General features: G+C 39.7%; 17 protein-coding genes. 5 read left to right on the plus strand and 12 right to left on the minus strand.

What is annotated here, in order from left to right; genetic code table 11:
- Positions 1-2 precede the first annotated feature (2 nt).
- Positions 3-1,412 carry a 16S rRNA (cytosine(1407)-C(5))-methyltransferase RsmF gene (gene rsmF / locus ACJAT7_RS12715; RefSeq protein ID WP_415227180.1) on the plus strand — a complete coding sequence of 470 codons (1,410 nt, stop codon included), beginning with the start codon at positions 3-5 and terminating at the stop codon, positions 1,410-1,412.
- 165 nt (positions 1,413-1,577) lie between these two features.
- On the opposite strand, the gene ACJAT7_RS12720 is transcribed toward rsmF, so the two are convergent.
- Entirely contained in the window at positions 1,578-1,802 is a 225-nt protein-coding gene (locus ACJAT7_RS12720; protein ID WP_415227181.1) for a DUF2835 domain-containing protein, read from the minus strand.
- Positions 1,799-2,572 carry a methyltransferase domain-containing protein gene (locus ACJAT7_RS12725; RefSeq protein WP_415227182.1) on the minus strand — a complete coding sequence of 258 codons (774 nt, stop codon included), beginning with the start codon at positions 2,570-2,572 and terminating at the stop codon, positions 1,799-1,801. The genes ACJAT7_RS12720 and ACJAT7_RS12725 overlap by 4 nt, the downstream gene beginning before the upstream one ends.
- Positions 2,573-2,636: 64 nt before the next feature.
- Between ACJAT7_RS12725 and ACJAT7_RS12730 the strand changes: the two genes are divergently transcribed.
- Positions 2,637-3,401: an ElyC/SanA/YdcF family protein gene (locus ACJAT7_RS12730; RefSeq protein ID WP_415227183.1), complete on the plus strand. Its 765-nt coding sequence runs from the start codon at positions 2,637-2,639 to the stop codon at positions 3,399-3,401.
- 51 nt (positions 3,402-3,452) lie between these two features.
- Here ACJAT7_RS12730 and ACJAT7_RS12735 read toward each other — a convergent pair whose 3' ends face one another.
- The 10 genes from ACJAT7_RS12735 to ACJAT7_RS12780 form a co-directional block, all read right to left on the minus strand.
- Positions 3,453-3,635, minus strand: coding sequence for a DUF1737 domain-containing protein (locus tag ACJAT7_RS12735; protein ID WP_415227184.1), 183 nt, complete (start codon positions 3,633-3,635; stop codon positions 3,453-3,455).
- Positions 3,636-3,794: 159 nt separating this feature from the next.
- Positions 3,795-5,249, minus strand: coding sequence for a tRNA uracil 4-sulfurtransferase ThiI (gene thiI / locus ACJAT7_RS12740; protein WP_415227185.1), 1,455 nt, complete (start codon positions 5,247-5,249; stop codon positions 3,795-3,797).
- A gap of 67 nt (positions 5,250-5,316) precedes the next feature.
- Complete coding sequence (locus ACJAT7_RS12745) at positions 5,317-5,850, minus strand: YaeQ family protein (protein ID WP_415227186.1); 534 nt, start codon at positions 5,848-5,850, stop codon at positions 5,317-5,319.
- Positions 5,851-5,925: 75 nt separating this feature from the next.
- The gene (leuB, locus tag ACJAT7_RS12750) at positions 5,926-7,032 is read right to left on the minus strand and encodes a 3-isopropylmalate dehydrogenase (protein ID WP_415227187.1); all 1,107 of its coding nucleotides are present in this window, start codon (positions 7,030-7,032) and stop codon (positions 5,926-5,928) included.
- 131 nt (positions 7,033-7,163) lie between these two features.
- Complete coding sequence (locus ACJAT7_RS12755; RefSeq protein ID WP_415227188.1) at positions 7,164-7,919, minus strand: Nif3-like dinuclear metal center hexameric protein; 756 nt, start codon at positions 7,917-7,919, stop codon at positions 7,164-7,166.
- A gap of 92 nt (positions 7,920-8,011) precedes the next feature.
- The gene (gene phoR, locus ACJAT7_RS12760; protein WP_415227189.1) at positions 8,012-9,304 is read right to left on the minus strand and encodes a phosphate regulon sensor histidine kinase PhoR; all 1,293 of its coding nucleotides are present in this window, start codon (positions 9,302-9,304) and stop codon (positions 8,012-8,014) included.
- A gap of 16 nt (positions 9,305-9,320) precedes the next feature.
- Positions 9,321-10,004 (minus strand): phosphate regulon transcriptional regulator PhoB, encoded by a 684-nt coding sequence (phoB, locus tag ACJAT7_RS12765; protein WP_415227190.1) that lies wholly within the window; start codon positions 10,002-10,004, stop codon positions 9,321-9,323.
- Between the two features lie 151 nt (positions 10,005-10,155).
- On the minus strand, positions 10,156-12,258 hold the full coding sequence (locus ACJAT7_RS12770; protein WP_415227191.1) for an EAL domain-containing protein: 2,103 nt from the start codon (positions 12,256-12,258) through the stop codon (positions 10,156-10,158).
- The gene (locus tag ACJAT7_RS12775; RefSeq protein ID WP_415227192.1) at positions 12,258-12,800 is read right to left on the minus strand and encodes a YfiR family protein; all 543 of its coding nucleotides are present in this window, start codon (positions 12,798-12,800) and stop codon (positions 12,258-12,260) included. The genes ACJAT7_RS12770 and ACJAT7_RS12775 overlap by 1 nt, the downstream gene beginning before the upstream one ends.
- A gap of 10 nt (positions 12,801-12,810) precedes the next feature.
- Positions 12,811-14,805, minus strand: coding sequence for a TonB-dependent receptor plug domain-containing protein (locus ACJAT7_RS12780; RefSeq protein ID WP_415227193.1), 1,995 nt, complete (start codon positions 14,803-14,805; stop codon positions 12,811-12,813).
- A 311-nt stretch (positions 14,806-15,116) separates the two neighbouring features.
- Between ACJAT7_RS12780 and rdgC the strand changes: the two genes are divergently transcribed.
- The 3 genes from rdgC to ACJAT7_RS12795 all read left to right on the plus strand — a co-directional run.
- On the plus strand, positions 15,117-16,025 hold the full coding sequence (gene rdgC, locus ACJAT7_RS12785) for a recombination-associated protein RdgC (RefSeq protein ID WP_415227194.1): 909 nt from the start codon (positions 15,117-15,119) through the stop codon (positions 16,023-16,025).
- Between the two features lie 158 nt (positions 16,026-16,183).
- Positions 16,184-17,362, plus strand: coding sequence for a formate-dependent phosphoribosylglycinamide formyltransferase (gene purT / locus ACJAT7_RS12790; RefSeq protein WP_415227196.1), 1,179 nt, complete (start codon positions 16,184-16,186; stop codon positions 17,360-17,362).
- Positions 17,363-17,682: 320 nt separating this feature from the next.
- A partial coding sequence (locus ACJAT7_RS12795; RefSeq protein WP_415227195.1) for a substrate-binding periplasmic protein occupies positions 17,683-18,453 on the plus strand: 771 nt, incomplete at its 3' end.

Genomic DNA, 18,453 nt, shown 5'->3' on the forward strand with positions numbered 1-18,453 from the left:
AAATGAGTAGCATTTTACCAACTCATCTTAATATCCACGATTTGATAACGTTCTGCCATCGCCCGCTGCGTCGTGCTATCCGTGTTAATACACTGAAAATATCTGTTGCTGATTTTAAGCAACGCGCAATCGATCAGGACTGGGAATTAACCCCAATCCCATGGTGCGCAGAGGGGTTTTGGATTGAAATTAACAATGAAATAAGCCCGCTTGGTAATAGTGCCGAGCATTTAGCCGGACTGTGTTATCTCCAGGAAGCCAGCTCTATGCTGCCCGTGACTGCCCTGTTTCATTTTTTTAAGCCATCAGCCGACTCAATACTGCTCGATGCAGCTGCGGCGCCAGGCTCTAAAACCACACAAATGGCAGCAATAATGCAAAACCAAGGGCTGATTATCGCCAATGAGTTTTCCTCTAGTCGTATTAAAATGTTACATGCAAATATTCAACGTTGTGGTATAAAAAATGTGGCATTAAGCCACTTTGACGCGCGTGTATTTGGGCAATGGTTACCCGATACCTTTGATGCGATTTTATTAGATGCACCTTGCTCAGGAGAAGGCACGGTGCGTAAAGATAAATATGCCATGAAAAATTGGAGTCAATCTTCAATTCTTAAAATATCATCAATGCAGCAGGAGTTAATATTAAGCGCCTTCCACGCATTGAAAAAGGATGGCATTTTAATCTATTCGACCTGCACATTAAGCCATGAAGAGAACCATGATATTTGCCATTTTCTAAAAAACAGATTCCCTGAACATATTGAATTTCTGGATCTGAATTCGCTTTTCCCCGGTGCAGACAAAACACGCACTGAAGAGGGATTTCTGCATATATGGCCACAGGTTTATGACAGTGAAGGCTTCTTTGTCGCAGCCATTAAAAAGACCAAGGCCAGCACAGTAGAGCCCGCCGTAAAACGTCTGGGGAAATTTCCTTTTATCAGGCCGACAAGGCAAAAAGAGCAAGAGCTGTATGACTACTTTGCCAGCCAATTTGCTATTACCAATATGAACACTGAAGGTATGTTATATCAGCGCGATAAGGAGTTCTGGCTGTTCCCAGAGCCTATCAAACCTCTGATTAAGGAGTTGCGGTTCTCGCGCTTAGGTATCAAGATTGCCGAAGAGTTCGGCAACGGACGTAAAAGCGGTTTTAAAACCATGCATGAATTTGTCAGTTGTTTTGGTGACAATGCCAATAGCATAAAACTTGAACTTAACGCCGAGCAGGCACAAGCGTTCTACCAGGGGAGAGATATTCGCGATATGCAAGCGAATGGTACAAAAGGGGAAGTTTTATTAAGTTATCGCGGCAATGTGATTGGTTTAGGGAAAGCGCTCAGCGACCGAATTAAAAACAGCCTGCCACGAGAATTGATTCGTGATAATAACTTATTTGAAAAATAATCAGCAATTTATTTGTAAATTACATATTATTTACTAGAATAAAAGTGTTCATATATATTCCTTATTAGAAATAATCAATGTTTCCCTAGTCTAGGTTCCCCTTTATTCCTAGGCTTTTTTTTTGCCTTTTTATGGTCACCCTGACGAAAAATCATCACCCATTTTTTATTGATTCAGAAGTACCAGCTTTTTAAATTTATTATTATCATCCAGCACTAATTGAAAGCGCCCCCTTACCCCTAATTGCGAAAAGAATGGCACAAAGCGCATTGCAGGTAATTGAATCATCTGACCCGCCTCATCACGTACTTTCACAACTGTATTAGGCGTTTTATACAATTGCTCAAACGATTGGTAAGAGATATTGACTCTAAAATAAAAAAGCTTCACGAATTTTTAACCTTCACTGTTAAATGGGTATATCTGCCCAGAGAAGCATAAGGCTCTTGATGACAAAACTTTTTTTCCATTGCCAGCAATAACTCAAACTTATCTTCACAATGGGAACGTTCTTTTAAATAATCATGCAATACACGCACACCTGTTTTACGGATAACTTGCATCTCAAATTCAGCTAACCATGTTTGTAACTCTTTTTCTAAAAGTGGGTTGGTGGGCGTTAATCGCACCACTTTTTTACGGATCATCCCTTTTTCAACAAATTCAAAATTGCCAGAAACCAAGTTAAAAAAACGCTGAGCTTCTTTATTATAAAACATTAACGACAACAGTCCTTCATCCGATAAAAAATTTAGCAGGCCGCGCAGTGTTTCTTTCGGATCAGCGAGCCATTCTAAAACCGCATGATTTAAAATAAGATCAAAGCTGCCCTTTATAAGCTTGGGTAAATTTTGAATAGAGCAATGCACTATCTGAACGTTATCTTGGTAATCTTTACCGGCAAGTTGTTTTTCTGCTTCTTTTAATAATTCGCTGGAAATATCACAGAGCACCACCTGATGACCAAGCGCCGCAAGTTGTTGGCTTAAAAAACCAAATCCACCACCCGCATCTAAAATACGTAAGGGACGATCTGGCAATAAAGACAAGCAATGTAATAATTCATCCCACACGACAGCAGAGCGAATTTTACCTTTGCTTGTACCATAAATATTTTTTACAAATTTCTCTGCGATATTATCAAAATTACGATCGCTCAACTTACCCCCTATTAATTAATGTTATACAATCCACCTTACTATTAATAGTTGGTGACTTATCAATATGTTATTTATATTAAAAAAATGGATTGGCGGATTATTAATGCCGCTTCCATTATTACTGCTACTCTTTTGTATCGGGCTTATTTTACTCTTTTTTACCCAAAAACAGAAAGTCGCCAAGACATTTTTATTACTCAGTTTTCTGCTGCTGTTCGCTTTAAGCTGCCTGCCTATATCTGAACGTATTGTTCACTCTGTGGAGCGTAAACATCTGCCCATTATGCAACCCGCTCAAAATTATGAAGTTATTTTATTATTAGGATCAAGTGGCATTGCCGATCCTAGTTTACCTGTTACCGGCCAACTCTCCGCAACGGCATTAAGCCGTTTTGTTGAAGCCTTACGTTTATATTATGCAAACCCTAATGCCACTTTAGTGGTTTCCGGATCCGCTTTTGGCGATCTAAAATCACATGCGCAGATGATAGAAGAGCTAGCCTTAGCGGTGAATATTCCCGCAAATAAGATAGTTCGCTTGGATAATACGTTAGATACAGATGATGAAGCACGGATCATGTCCAATATTATCCGAGGAAAACGCTCTGTTTTAGTGACCTCTGCTGCTCATATGGATAGAGCGCTGCAGCTGTTTTATAAGTACGGAACAGGTCCAGAAGCTGCACCAGCTAATTTTTTAGCAAAAAACAGGGCCGGGGAAACCCCGCTCCACTATTATATTCCCTCTGCTTATTATCTTTATAAAACCCAGATAGCGTGGCATGAATATTTAGGGAAATTTCAAAACAAAGTGAAAGAATTGCTGTAAACATAAACAGAGCAAGATTATCTTTGCCCTGTTTATCTGCTACAGACGAGTTTAAACCAGTTGCGGGCCTACTTTAACAACCGCTTGCGCAACAACCATATGCTCACCATTAAAAGAGAGTGCGGGCGAGCCATACAACTCATAGCCCTCTCCGAGCAACTTGGTGACACGGGCACAGAAATCCGCGTCATCTTTACCTGTAATTAATTTATATTTTTCTTTTACTTGCGGCATTTTACTTCCTCTCTATTAGGATCAATAACGATAAGCATACGGCTATTCACAAAAAATAAAAACAAAACGATTTGAAATTGTGAAAGTCCTGCCAAGATGGATAAAAAAACGGCACATTAAGTGCCGTTTTGTAAAAAGAACAAGCGTTATAGCGGCTATCTAAGGACGGTATACTTTGACGTTTTTAAAGCCAGATTCTTTTAAATAGAGCGCTTGTAATTGGCTCATCACACCACGATCACAATATAAAAGGTAGGTTTTGTCCTGCGCTAAAGTCTCAAACTGATTGGCTAATTTAAAGAAAGGCAGATGTTCAATGGTCACCCCTTCAATCAAAAGTGGAGATTCCTCACTCTCTTCTGCTGAGCGGATATCTAGCACCACTTCATTTTCAGAAAAATCAGACACGGACTCAACTTCAACCACGTCACCTTTTGCCGCGTTGCCGACATCACGAATATCTAAGACATTGGCTTCTGTCACCACTTTTTCAATAAGTGACAGATCAAAATTCGCTTCCTCTTTCTCAATTTTTTTCATTACCGCTTTAACGGTTGGACGCTGAGAGATAACGCCACAATATTCAGGGATAGTTTCAGAAATTTCAGCGGTACCAATTTCCCGCGCACAATCAATAATATCTTGTTTATCTGTTGCAATCAGCGGACGCAAAATCAACATATCAGTAACTTGATCAATCACAGATAAATTACGCAATGTTTGACTGGAAACCTGCCCTAACGCTTCACCCGTTACCAATGCTTCGATATCTAAACGCTGTGCTACTATCGTTGCAGCGCGCATCATCATACGTTTTAAGACAACGCCCATCTGTCCATTTTCAACTTTCTCTAGAATCTCCGCGACAACAGGCTCAAAGGGGATAGAGATAAATTTAACGCGGTGCGATGAGCCAAATCGACGCCACAATTGATAGGCGACCTGTTTCACGCCAATCTCATGAGCAGCGCCACCGAGATTGAAGAAGCAGTAATGAACACGTGAGCCACGTTTCATAAGTTGATAACTTGAAACACCCGAGTCAAATCCACCAGAAATAAGTGATAGCACAGACTCTTGCGTACCAAGCGGAAAGCCGCCTAAACCAGCATGTCTTTTATCGATAAAAAACAGTTTTTCATTATGAATTTCCAGATGAACCGTTATATCCGGCCCTTTTAATTTAACCCCTGCAGCCTCTGTGTGCTGGTTTAAACCACCGCCGACATAACGCTCAGCATCTATTGATGAGAACTCATGTTTGCCGATACGTTTAACACGCACGCAGAAAGTTTTACCGTCAAGTGTATTGCCGATATGCGCGAGGGTTTGTTCATAAACATTATGCAGATCAGTAAATGGAGATTCTTTTACTTCTAAAAAAAATGCAATACCCGGGGTGCTTTTAAGCATCTCAATCAGTTTTGCTCTGTTTTCCGGTGCATCGTTTTCCGTGCGAACAATGATCTTATCCCACTCTAAAATCACCTTAACCTGTTCATCATAATTTGTTAGAACATTGCGAATATTACCCTGCAACATTTTACTGAAACGTTTACGGACAGGGCGACTTTTCATCATGATTTCAGGGAAAAGTTTAACGATAAATTTCATGGGAGTTCACTGTTTTAATTTAAAGAAGTGCGAATTATACGCACTACAACTTTGTTCGCAATCTTTACTAGGCTTGCAACATTGTTAAGTGCACTTCGCAGCTACCAAGAGAGGCAGCAATATAGAGAACATTATCAGTAATGGTGATACTGAAGTTCATGGAACGTTCTACTAAACTGGCTAATTGCTGAATCTGTTCAAACTCAAACTGATAAACTTGTGCATTGATAGTTGCAAAGTCTTTCTGGGATTGTTTCCACCACACATTGCTTTTTGTATTAAAGCTATACACTTTAGTCATTTTTGCCTGACGACTGGCTTTTTTAATACGCTCAAATGCGGGTTCCCCCACGTCGACCCATAATAAAAATTCTTCACTATAGTTTTTAGCCCAAATATCAGGATCATCAGCTTCACTTAATCCTTTAGTAAAGGTTAAGAATTCCTGGTTATTTAATACATAAGCAAGAATACGGCTCATCATTCGTTCAGTTGTTTCTGAAGGATGTTGTGCAACAGTAACAGCGATTGATTCATAGATATCATCATCTAAATTAGATACGTTGATATTCATTTTAAAAATAGTGGGTTTAAGTGCCATTGATATTCCAGTTGTTTGCAGAGACAAAAAAGCCACGTAAAAACGTGGCTTTTATTTTGTTACTTAGTAAAAAAATTAAGCAACCGGCATTTTGGCTAATTCAACACAAACCAAATCACCAAACTCTTCCGTAGAGACAAGATTTGCTTCGCTGGCTTTTGAAAGATCTGATGTTGAGTAGCCCTTTGCAAATACACTTTGCATCGCAGCCCAAATATTTTTTGCTTCTTTTTCCATACCGAAGCTCATTTCAAGCATTAAAGCAACTGAACCAATCATTGAGTATGGGTTTGCGATACCTTTGCCTGCGATATCGGGTGCACTACCGTGTGATGGTTCATAGTAAGATTTTTTAAGACCTCGGCATGCAGAAGGCATCAGACCTAACGAGCCTAAAATACCGCCTCCTTGGTCACTTAAAATATCACCAAACATGTTTTCCATTACCATTACATCGAACATACCCGGATTTAAACAAAGGTAAGTAGCAGCAGCATCAACTAGGATGTTTTTAACTTCAACTTCCGGGTAGTTTTTGCTTTCTTCATCAACAATTTCATTCCACAGCACGCTTGATTTTAAAACGTTTGATTTATGAATATTATGCAGTACTTTTTTACGTGTCATTGATACATCGAATGCAACTCTGACTATCTGGCGGATCTGATCTTCATCATATTCAAGTACTTCACGTACAAAACGTTTACCCACGGCGTTAATTCCCGCTTCTTTATCACCGAAGTATAACCCCCCAACAAGTTCACGGATGATCATAATATCAATCCCTTCGCCAATAACAGATGCCTTTAGAGGAGAAAAATGTGCCAGACCCTTTGGTAAATAAACAGGGCGGAAATTTGCAAATGTATTATAACGACGACGCAGTGGAAGTAATGCGCCACGTTCAGGCTGTTCATCAATTGGGATTTTCTTAGAATCTTCATGATTAAGTCCGATAGTACCTTTAAGTATTGCATCAGCGTTATCACAAATAGTTTTGGTTTCTTCAGGAAAAGCACTGCCCGTTGCAAAGTAGGCTACCGCACCAAATAAAGCTTCATGAAGATCAAACTTAATATTCTCATTACGCTGCTCAACCAGATTTAGTACTTTAACGGCTTCCTTCATAACTTCTGGCCCAATGCCATCACCTGCAAGTAAAGCAATGTTATATGTTTTCATTTTTATTCCCTAAATGATTAAATTGGATGTTGGTACTATTCTGCGTCTATCATAAGTAAAAGCTGGCTTAGTTTCAAACTCAGGATGATTTTTATTAGATAATTGCTTGTTTATAGCCGATAAAGTGAATATTAAACCGGATTATCAACGTCTTTAAACTGCACGTCCAGATCTAATTCAGAGGCGATCCAATCTCCCAGCGCCTGCACACCATATCGCTCTGTCGCATGATGGCCCGCCGCAAAATAATGGATCCCCATCTCTCTTGCAATATGCACCGTCCGTTCCGATATTTCACCACTGATAAACGCGTCAATGCCCTGCTCTGCCGCAATAGTGATATAATCCTGCCCGCCACCTGTGCACCAAGCAACGGAGCTGATCTCTTTTTTGCCGCCGTCAATATGTAAAGGTTTACGAGATAAAACTGACTCAATCCGCTCAGCTAGGAGCTCAGCACTAATCGTTTGTGCAAACTTGCCAACACGGCCAACGCTGCGTTTATCCCACGGTTCTAACGGGCGGCGATCAGTTATCTGCAACAATTTGGCAAGCTGCGCATTATTACCCAACTGCGGATGAACATCCAGCGGAAGATGATAGGCGTAAAGATTAATGCCATTTTCAATTAAGGCTTTAATACGTTTGAATTTCATCCCCACAATCTCTTGGCTTTCGCCTTTCCAGAAATAACCATGGTGCACTAAAATCGCATCAGCCTTCTCCGCAATGGCAAAATCGATTAGCGCCTGGTTTGCAGTGACTCCTGTGATGATTTTTGTGACCTCTGCAACGCCCTCAATCTGCAACCCGTTTGGGCAATAATCTTTAAATTGATGAATTTCTAATAATTGGTCTAATTTATTGGCAATTTTTCTATTTTTCATAATATCTCCTCGAGCGATTTTTAACTATTGTAGCGGATACCATTAATATCCGATAGAAACAGCTGCAACCGATCTTTTGCACTGAGACGGGATTAATCAACAAAGTAATTCTTTGAGATAACAAATGAAAATTGACTGCCTTCACCTAAATTACTCTCAATATTTAATTGGCTGTCATAATGCATTAATGCACGTTTTACAATTGACAGACCCAGTCCAGATCCACCTGTGTTGCGCGAACGGGAGCCGTCAACGCGATAAAAACGCTCGGTCAGATGTAAAATATGCTCAGGCGCAATGCCATCGCCATTGTCCATCACACAGAAATAAGCGCCCTCTTCACATCGCCGCCAGATAACTTTAATTGCGCCCTTTTCAGGTGTGTAATTTATCGCGTTGTAAATCAAGTTTGCCATCGCACTGCGCAGTTGCATCTGATCGCCACGTAAGTGCAGATCTTTTGTGACATTAAATTGAATATGCAATGCTTTTTTCCGGCCCAATGTTAGCGCCTCACTTTCAATCTGTGCAAGCAGTGCGGGTACATTAACAGATCCATCTAAATCGATATTGGGGCCACTCTCAATTTTAGAGAGTGTCATCAACTGTTCAACCAACGAACACATGCGCCCAGTTTGTTGCTCAAGTACCGTAATGGCTTTGGCTTGCTTAGAATCGGGCGGCACCTGCGTCTCAAGAATTTCAATATAGCCCTGCAGAACCGTTAACGGAGTCCGTAATTCATGGGAAACATTGGCTACAAATGAACGGCGCATCTCATCAAGCTGTCGATAGGTGGTGACATCACGTACAATTAAAATTCGTTGATGTTTCGCATAAGGCATAACACGAAATTCTAATGTTTTTTCTGGGTTATTCGGTGAAATCAGATCCAGGGGCTGATCATAGTTATTGCTTTGAAGATAACGGACAAAGAGCGGATTACGGATAAGGTTAGTGATGTTCTCACCAGAATCATCTGGCCATTTAAAACCTAACTGAACTTGCGCCAATCGATTACACCAAATGATGTCACCCTGTTTATGAAAAACCACCACGGCATCCGGCAGCGCTTCTGAACCTGCGCGAAAACGTCTGATCACACTGGCCAAATCATTACGACGTTTGCGATGACGCTGCTGCATATTATGGATCCCCATAAATGCATGTTCCCATTCAGATTGACCTTCGGGTAAAACCGTACTCTTACTGTTCCATAACCAGTCATTTAGTTTTTTAAGGTAATAATAATGCCAAATAATATGAATAAAAAAGGAAGCAAGCAACAGTTGTGTTAAGCAGTTAAGCAAGGAGCCAATAATCAAAATAGGCAGGTAAACGAACACTAATGCCCAGATCAACTCTTTCCATGAATATATTTTCAAATTAATTACTCATCAATTATAAACGTGTTGAAAAGCGATAACCGGCACCACGTACAGTCTGCACTAAATGATCGTGATCCAGTAGCGCCTTACGTAAACGGCGGATATGGACATCTACCGTACGATCTTCCACATAAACATTGGTCCCCCAAATGTTATTTAAGAGTTGCTCACGGCTATAAACGCGTTCCGAATGTGTCATAAAAAAATGTAATAATTTAAACTCTGTCGGCCCCATCTGCAATGGTTCGCCGTCAAGTGTTGCACGGTGAGAAACAGGATCTAGCTTCAAGTCTCCCACTTCTAATGAGTCATCAAGCGAGGTTGGGTTAACTCTGCGTAAAACTGATTTTAAACGCGCCATCAGCTCTTTAGGTGAAAAAGGTTTGGTCACATAGTCATCGGCACCATTTTCAAGTCCGCGTACTTTATCTTCCTCTTCACCCCGTGCAGTTAACATTACAACGGGAATTTGACGTAATATATCATCCTGTTTTAAATACTGTAATAATTTAATACCACTGCCACCAGGAAACATCCAATCTAATAAAATCAGATCAGGGTAAGGCTCTTTTAATTGATTCAGCGTAGCTTGATAGGTATCAGCTTCGATACATTCATAACCATGCTGTTCAAGCACAAAACATAACATATCACGAATTGCGACTTCATCTTCAACAACTAATATACGACTCGCCATTAGATTACCTACTTATTCTCTATCCTAAATCAGGGTATTATTACTAGGTATTATTACATTTATATGACAAATGTTGATAATCAGCCGTAATACTAAAACAAAATTTACAGAGGTATTACAGTTTTGGGGCGCTATTTCAAGAAAGGTTCATCTATTCTACAGCTAAGCAGATTTTATAATTAAAGATGTAGCGATCAGAAAACATAGTAGGGTGTAAATTAACTTTTGCTAAACAGTTAAAATATTTTTGCTTAAACTCTTGCAGAGGCAATGGCTTAGAAAATAAATAACCTTGACCAAATTCACACTCATATTCGGCCAATATCTTTTTTTGCGCCTCAGTTTCAATACCTTCAGCCACAACTTGAATATCTAAATGACGCGCCATCATAATCATTGCCCGACATAAGTCGCGACTGTTACTTTCTGTTGCCAGAAAGTCGACAAATGATTTATCAATTTTCAGAATATCTACATCCATCTTTTGCAGATAAGACAACGAGGAGTAACCAACACCAAAGTCATCAATTGCAATAGTTACTCCCTGATCTTTCAATTTCGTTAACTGAGAACGAACTGATTCTTCACTTTCCATCAATAAATTCTCAGTGATCTCAACAATAATTGCATCCCGACTTAAGCCAAGTTCACAAACATAGTCAAACCAATTTAACATCCACTGACCATCACCTTTAAATTGTAAGGGCGAGACATTAATACTTACCTGAAAATCCTCAGCTCCCATTTTTCGAATATCAGCAAGATCGCGTGCTGCCGTTCGCGCCACCCATTCGCCAATATCATTGATTAATCCAACTTCTTCTGCTGCTGGAATAAATTCTAATGGCGGAACAATTCCTCTAACCGGATGATGCCAACGGAGCAAGGCTTCAGCTTTGCAGACTTTATTCGTCGTTAGATCAATAATAGGTTGGTAATAAAGTTCAAATTCATCTCGTTCGAGACTGCCACGTAAATCTTCAATGAGCGCCCTTTTACTAACTAAATCATCTAACATCTTAGGATCAAAAAAGTGATGACAATTCCGGCCACTTTCCTTGGATTTATACATAGCTAGATCAGCACATTTAACGATATCTTCAACAGATCCCCCATCATCGGGGAAAACGGCTATGCCGATACTTGTGGTGACGTAGGCATGCTTATCTTTAATAACAAAACGCTTTGCTATATTACGATTAATATCTTGAGCGACCTGTTCGATAGCCGCTCTGCTGTCACTATTTTCGATAAGAACAATAAACTCATCTCCCCCTATACGGGCGACAATCGCAGACTCAGGCAGCACGCCAGCAATACGTTTACTCACCGCAATTAAGAGAAGATCGCCATAATCGTGCCCCATGGTATCGTTGATCTCTTTAAAACCATCAAGGTCAATACCTAATACAGCAAAATCAATATCGCCAGAGTATTTAATAAGATCGGATAACTTATCTAAAATATAACGACGATTTGGTAAACCAGAAAGAGAGTCACTGTATGCCTGCTCAGTAAGTTGACTATTTGCAATTTTTAATGCTTTTGTCCGTAGCTGAACTTGTACCTCTAATAAATTATCTCGCTCCTCGATCGTTTCCAGCATTAAATTAAAACAACTAGCAAGGTTACCGACTTCATCACTCGATAAAACCTCTGAGCGCAAGCTATAATTATTGGTTTTCGTTACGCGATCAGCAACAGCGGCAAGGTGAGTAAGCGGGTAGATAAGACTTTTACGCAAAAACAGTGACAGCAAGAAGCTAAGAACCAAAATTAAAGCTAAAATTGCTAACAAAAAGGCACTGAAAAATAACAAGCTTTCTTCCACTAAAGAGTAATCTGCTTTTATTTCCAGTAGCCCATAATCGATACCTTTCATTTTTAAAGGCGTGCTGATAACCATCATTTCAGTAAATATTTCTATTTTGTTATCTTTTTTTACAAACAGATCAACGAAAACGTTATCATTAACATCCGTTACTCGCGCACTAACAATATTGCTTTGACCAAGCAAAGACTTGAGCTGTTCGCCTGCGCTATCCTCATCCTGAAAAATCACTGCTGCCGTTAAGTTTGGTGCTAAAATATTGGCAATAGCGTTAAGCCTGCTATTCTCTGCTTTAGTAACCGCATTGAGCTCATAAAGGGTAAACATTGCTGCAATTGTAATACTGCTAAACAGTGCGACCATCATCAAGATCATTAACAATTTGGCATTTAATGAACCAAACAAGGCGCGTTGTAAAGCCATCAAAGACTCCCTTTATTCGTTCTACCTAAACGAAGGACTTTAGAACTCATATCGATACCGGATTGCTTCAACTTATCAGGATTCACTTCAAAGCGAACTTTACCACCCACAATAAAAAAATTGAGATGCCCGCCAGATCCAATAAAGCCATCAAATTCCCCCACCAACATCAATTTCGATAACGGTTCGTTTTTACTCAAATAGTCCCATTTATCAATATCATTTTTTGATAAAAACAACGTATTACAATCCGTTATGCCTTTAAATTCTGACGTTAAAAGATGAACAACAACAGATCTATTTTCAATAGTACGCGCTTTAAGCGTATAAGTAGCAATATCGACAAATTGAGCATCAAAACTGCAGATGTTATAAGTCGGCTTTAGCTCAGCATTAAACCATTCACCATGAGAATATCTGGCAAAGTTGTAAATAAAACCAGATTTAATGGCGTATTCTCTTGAGCTGGCAGCAGCCTGTCCTGACACAAAAAGTATCATAACTAATAATAATGAAGCAGAACATTTACGTAAGACAAACATAATTATTTTTCTAAAACTCCGCTGTTATACGAGCAACATAACTTGGTTCTATATAAGTAGATAACGTATAAGTTTCATTGCTATTGTTATACTGCAAATGTTTACCATAGAGTAGATTGTTTCCGGTTAAGGAGAGTGTGGCAGACGGTGTCACCTGCCAATTCCAACTTAAATCTAAAACACTATAATCATCAGTGCCATATGCGTCACCCTCTTCAATCCGATAAACTGCAAATATCGAATGATTAGCTGTTAATGAAAAGTTAGTCTTAGCAATAATCTGGCGTAAATAGGAATCATAACCAATAGCGGACTGTGTGCCTGATGGCAGATCATATTTATAAGAGGTAAAGCTATAACCCAGTTCCGTTGTTAATCGCTCATAAGGTTGCCACTTGATAATCGCTTCACCACCATAGGTGGTCAGCTTTGCATCAGAAACAAAATCCAGGCGAACCAGTGAATTTACATAATCAATACTAGGATCGATAGCAATTACATCTGTCGCTTTAGTATGAAAGAGAGAGAGATCCATACTCCATAAGTTTTCCGTATAGCGATATCCTAACTCTTTAGAAATTGATTTTTCAGCATCAATATCAGCACTGCCGGTGATCACTGTTGGTATCGCAAACTGAGAAGTGCCAATAACTCGGCTATTCGATTCAATCCATGATGGAATCCTTACCCCTTGTGAAACGGCTCCCCAGAATGTGTGACTTGAATTGGGGGTCCAAAGCAAACGCCCCATTGGCTGATGTTCCCAACCGGTAAAACTATTTTTTTCCGACCGGTTACCAAGTATCAGCTTAAGTTTATCTGGCGTAATATTAAATTGAGCCTGAAGGAAACCACCAAAGTGATTGTATGAGTCAATGTCATCGATACTGCTAATATAGTCGGTATCTTCAATAGAAATAGCGTTATATCTATAATTTACTCCCCAATCAAATTGAATATCATTAAGCAAGGTGTTCATCTGATAATCTATGTCGGTAATAAAAAAATCATCTTTATAATAGCGCTGTTCACCTTTTTGGGAACTCATTGAAATCTGTAGCATTTGATTGGAAACAGAAGATAATCTATGCTCTAACCTTGACATTATTTGCAGATGATCCCGCGTATATTGATCTTCAATATATTCAGTGGCATATGTATTTAAATCCGCTAGTTCTAAATTTTGTCCCATCTCAATATGGGTATATTGAGTTTGTGCGAGTAAGGAGAGATTATCATTTAGATTCAGATCGACTCGCCCACCGATGCTCTGCTTTTCACCATCATCATTTGCTAAAACAGAGCGACTACTTTTTGTGGACTGATCGGTATCTTCAAAGCCACCAAAAATGCGAAATGAACTGTAGTTAGCTAAATCACCACCGACTCTGAAATTTACCTTGCTGTCTATCTGCGAACCGTTTTCAACTTGAGCCAATACACTACGCGTATCGGCGGTATGTTTGCTGATGATATTGACAACACCATTAGTTGCATTACTTCCCCATAATAATCCGCCTTGACCGCGAATCACTTCAATACGCTCAATATCGTATAAAGGTATATTTAAAGCCTCCCAATAGACGCCGGCAAAACCAGGATTATAGATGCTCTGTCCATCGATCATTACTAATAATTTACTTGAGTAACGCCCCGCTGTACTTCTTGATGTGATCGCCCATTGATTATTGTCTAGTTGGCGAACCTGCATTCCCGGCACTAATTTCAAGGCCTGTGCAACAGAGGTAACGCCTGAGCGCATTATCTCTGTATCGGTTAAAACATAGATCGATGCAGCAGTTTCTGACATATTCTGCAAGCGTTTCATTGCCGAAGTCACTTGCACATCGGCAGCCAGCAGTTGATCAAAATCAAGGCTTGGCAGTGTATCCAAATCATAGCTCGGAGATGCAGAATCTGCCCAAGCACTACTAACCATATTGATTTGATTAAATAAGAAAAAAAAGGCGAAGATATAGCGGTGGTAACTCAATAATTTCGTCATGAAATAAACTCAATAAAATAAATCATTAAAGGTCCACCTGTGTATTTAGATGGCAGTGATTTTATTCACCTACGACAGCAAACGAGCGTGATCTTATCTCTTTGCAATAAATTTTCAATAAAACCACACAGAACCTGCGTGATTGGGCCATTGTAACCTAGCAGAGTAACGAAAGTGACCAAGCAGAACAAAATAGAGGTCAATTTACATTGAACAGTGAAGTTATTCACAAAAAAGCATTTTTTGCTGCTTGATATAAAATCAATTACACTCTTGTTCTATTTTATTTCTCTTTAATTAAGGTGCATTCCATGTTTTTTAAAAACCTGCAAGTTTATCGTTTTACCCGCCCACTTGAACAAGATGCGGATACGTTAGAAAAAAATCTTGAAGAATTTAAATTCAAACCTTGTGGCAGCCAAGATATTTCAAAGCTTGGCTGGGTATTCCCAATGGGTAAATCGGGTTCAATGTATACCCATCTTGCAACAAAACAGATCCTTATCTGCCTCAAAAAAGAGGAGAAGATGTTACCGGCCGGCGTCATTAAAGATCAGCTTAATGAGCGTGTTGAAGCGATTGAACTTGAACAGGGCCGTGGACTCAAGAAAAAAGAGAAAGATAGCTTAAAAGAAGAGATAGTGATGCAGCTATTACCACGTGCATTTAGCAGAACCTCACAAACTTTTGCATGGATAGATCCTGAAGCAGATATGTTATACGTTGATGCATCAAGCACACGCAAAGCGGAAGAGTTAATTTCACTACTGCGTAAATCACTGGGCAGCTTACCTGTTGTGCCAATTCAACTTAAAAACCAAGCGGATGTGATCATGACCGACTGGTTAATGGAGGGGAATATTCCCGCTAACTTTAAGTTAGAAGATGAAGCCGAATTATGTTCAGCCCTAGAAGGAGGGGGTATTATTCGTTGCAAGCAGCAAGACCTGTTATCTGATGAGATAAAAAATCACCTCTCCGCAGATAAGTTTGTTACCAAATTAGCGCTTAACTGGGCCGATAGTATCTCCTTTATGATTGGTGAAGAGTTTGCACTTAAACGCATTAAATTTGCAGATGTATTACAGGAGCAAAACGAAGATATTGACAAAGATGATTTTGCGGCACGTTTTGATGCGGATTTTGCATTAATGACAGGTGAAATTAAGCAATTAATTCCCGCAGTGATTGATGCATTTGGTGGCGAGCAGATCTTGTAATTAAAAGAGAGTCGTATTGCCTCTGTAAATACTAAATTACAGAGGTTTTTTATCCTATAAATTTTAACTTTTTACTCCAACCACCCCCACCTTTTCTGTTATTATCTCCTATTTAAGCCCTTCATTTACACAACGAGTTAAATATTATGACCATTTCCATTTTTGGTAGTGCAAAAACGAACAGTGCAACAAAAGCCCTTTTATTGGGATCTGGGGAGTTAGGTAAAGAGGTCGCTATTGAATTGCAACGCTTTGGTATTGAGGTTATTGCTGCCGACAGCTATGAAAACGCCCCAGCCATGCAGGTCGCTCACTCTTCGCATATCGTAAATATGCTCGATGGAAAACGTTTAGAAGAAATTGTTCGTGCCGAGCAACCTGACTTTATCATCCCGGAAGTTGAAGCAATTGCCACAGATACACTGGTTGCTTTAGAAGCAGATGGTTTTAATATTGTACCGAGCGCGCGCGCTACAAAGCTGACCATGGACAGAGAAGGGATTCGACGTTTAGTTGCTGAAACGCTTGGTATTAAAACCTCTCCCTATCTGTTTACTGATAGCCAAGAGGAATATTTGCAAGCGGTGAAAAAAATCGGTATTCCCTGTGTTATTAAACCGGTCATGAGTAGTTCAGGTAAAGGTCAAAGTGTGATTAAGTCTAACGCTGATTTAGACGCGGCTTGGACTTATTCTCAAGAAGGTGGCCGCAGCGGCGCCGGACGAATCATTGTTGAAGGTTTTATTCCCTTTGATTACGAAATAACGCTGCTCACTGTAAGTGCTATTGACGGGGTACATTTTTGCGCCCCTATTGGCCATCGACAAGAAAATGGTGATTACCGTGAATCTTGGCAGCCACAAATAATGTCAGAACGGGCACTACAAAAAGCACAGAAAATCGCTGAAAAAATAGTAAAAGAGCTCGGGGGGTACGGCCTTTTTGGTATGGAATTTTTTGTTAAAGATAATGACGTTTATTTTAATGAAGTTTCGCCTCGCCCACACGATACGGGGTTAGTCACGCTGCTTTCACAAGATATGTCGGAATTTGCACTGCATGTCCGCGCTATTTTGGGTCTGCCAATCGGGGCGATCACTCAATATGGCCCGACAGCATCAAGTGTAATTTTAGGCAAGGGTCAATCAGAAGATATTAGATTTGCCAACCTTAGCCAGGCATTAGGCTTAGTTACAGGCTCACAGATCCGTTTATTTGCAAAACCAAACATTAACGGTACACGCCGTTTAGGTGTTGCTATTGCAAGAGGGAAGGATACACAAACAGCCATAATAAATGCGCAAAAAGTATCAAATAAAATTGAAGTACTTTATTAAATTAAGCTGCTCAGCTAATTATAAAAAGAGCCAGACCAATAACGGCTTCAATAAGGGGTATCACGGCGAACAACTCGCCGAGCCCCTAGATGACATATTCACTGCAAATAAAAAGCAAGACTTCATGAAATGTGATCTTTGTAAGTGGAAAATAATAGAACTGAGTATATTCTTACCCCAAAAAAAGTTGTCTTTCCAAAAAACGACTTAATAATCAAGGTAATACTTTGAATTATATCTGTTTTGCGTTTTCTGGTTATTTATCAATCCAGACCGCCTGACATTTTATACATAACAACAAGATATAGGGAGATCTCCATATGCACCAAAAAAAATGGGTCGGTATTTTATTTATCGCTTTAAACTTTTTTATAGCAGCACAGGCTCAAAGCACTGAGGTGGTTATTAATAAAGTAGCGGGAGTAAAAGAACAGCTCGCCGTTGATATTCTGACATTAGCACTCAAAAAAACCGATCCGCAAGCGATTGTACGTCAGCACTCCGAAGAATTGCCTCAGTCTCGGCTGGTAGATGAAATAAAATTGGGCAATATTGATCTTATGTGGGCAGGTGTTGATCCGACCCTAGAGTCAGAGTTAAAACCTGTCAGAATCCCCATGTTTAAAGGGTTGCTTGGACACCGTATCTTTATTATCAAAAAAGGAAACCAAGCACGTTTTGATAATATTAAAACGTTACAAGATCTCAAGCAATTAAAAGCGGGACAAGGGACTCAGTGGGGAGATACGCAAATTTTAAAAGGTGCTAATATTCCCGTCGTTACCACACTTAAATACCCTAATCTGTTTTTAATGTTGGAAGGGGAACGTTTTGATTACTTTCCTCGCGCAATCCATGAACCCTGGAGTGAGGTTGAAGAGCGGCCAGAGCTAAATCTGACCGTTGAAAAAAATATAATGCTGGTTTACCCCTTTGCCATGTACTTCTTTGTAAACAAAGATAATCAAGCACTGCATGATAAATTATATAAAGGTTTTGAAATGGCCATTGCAGACGGTAGTTTTAATGAGCTATTTTTCAATAACCAACTCATTAAGGATGCATTAAACAAAACCAATATTAAAAATCGC

Source organism: Psychromonas sp., assembly GCF_047632995.1.
GTDB lineage: Bacteria > Pseudomonadota > Gammaproteobacteria > Enterobacterales > Psychromonadaceae > Psychromonas.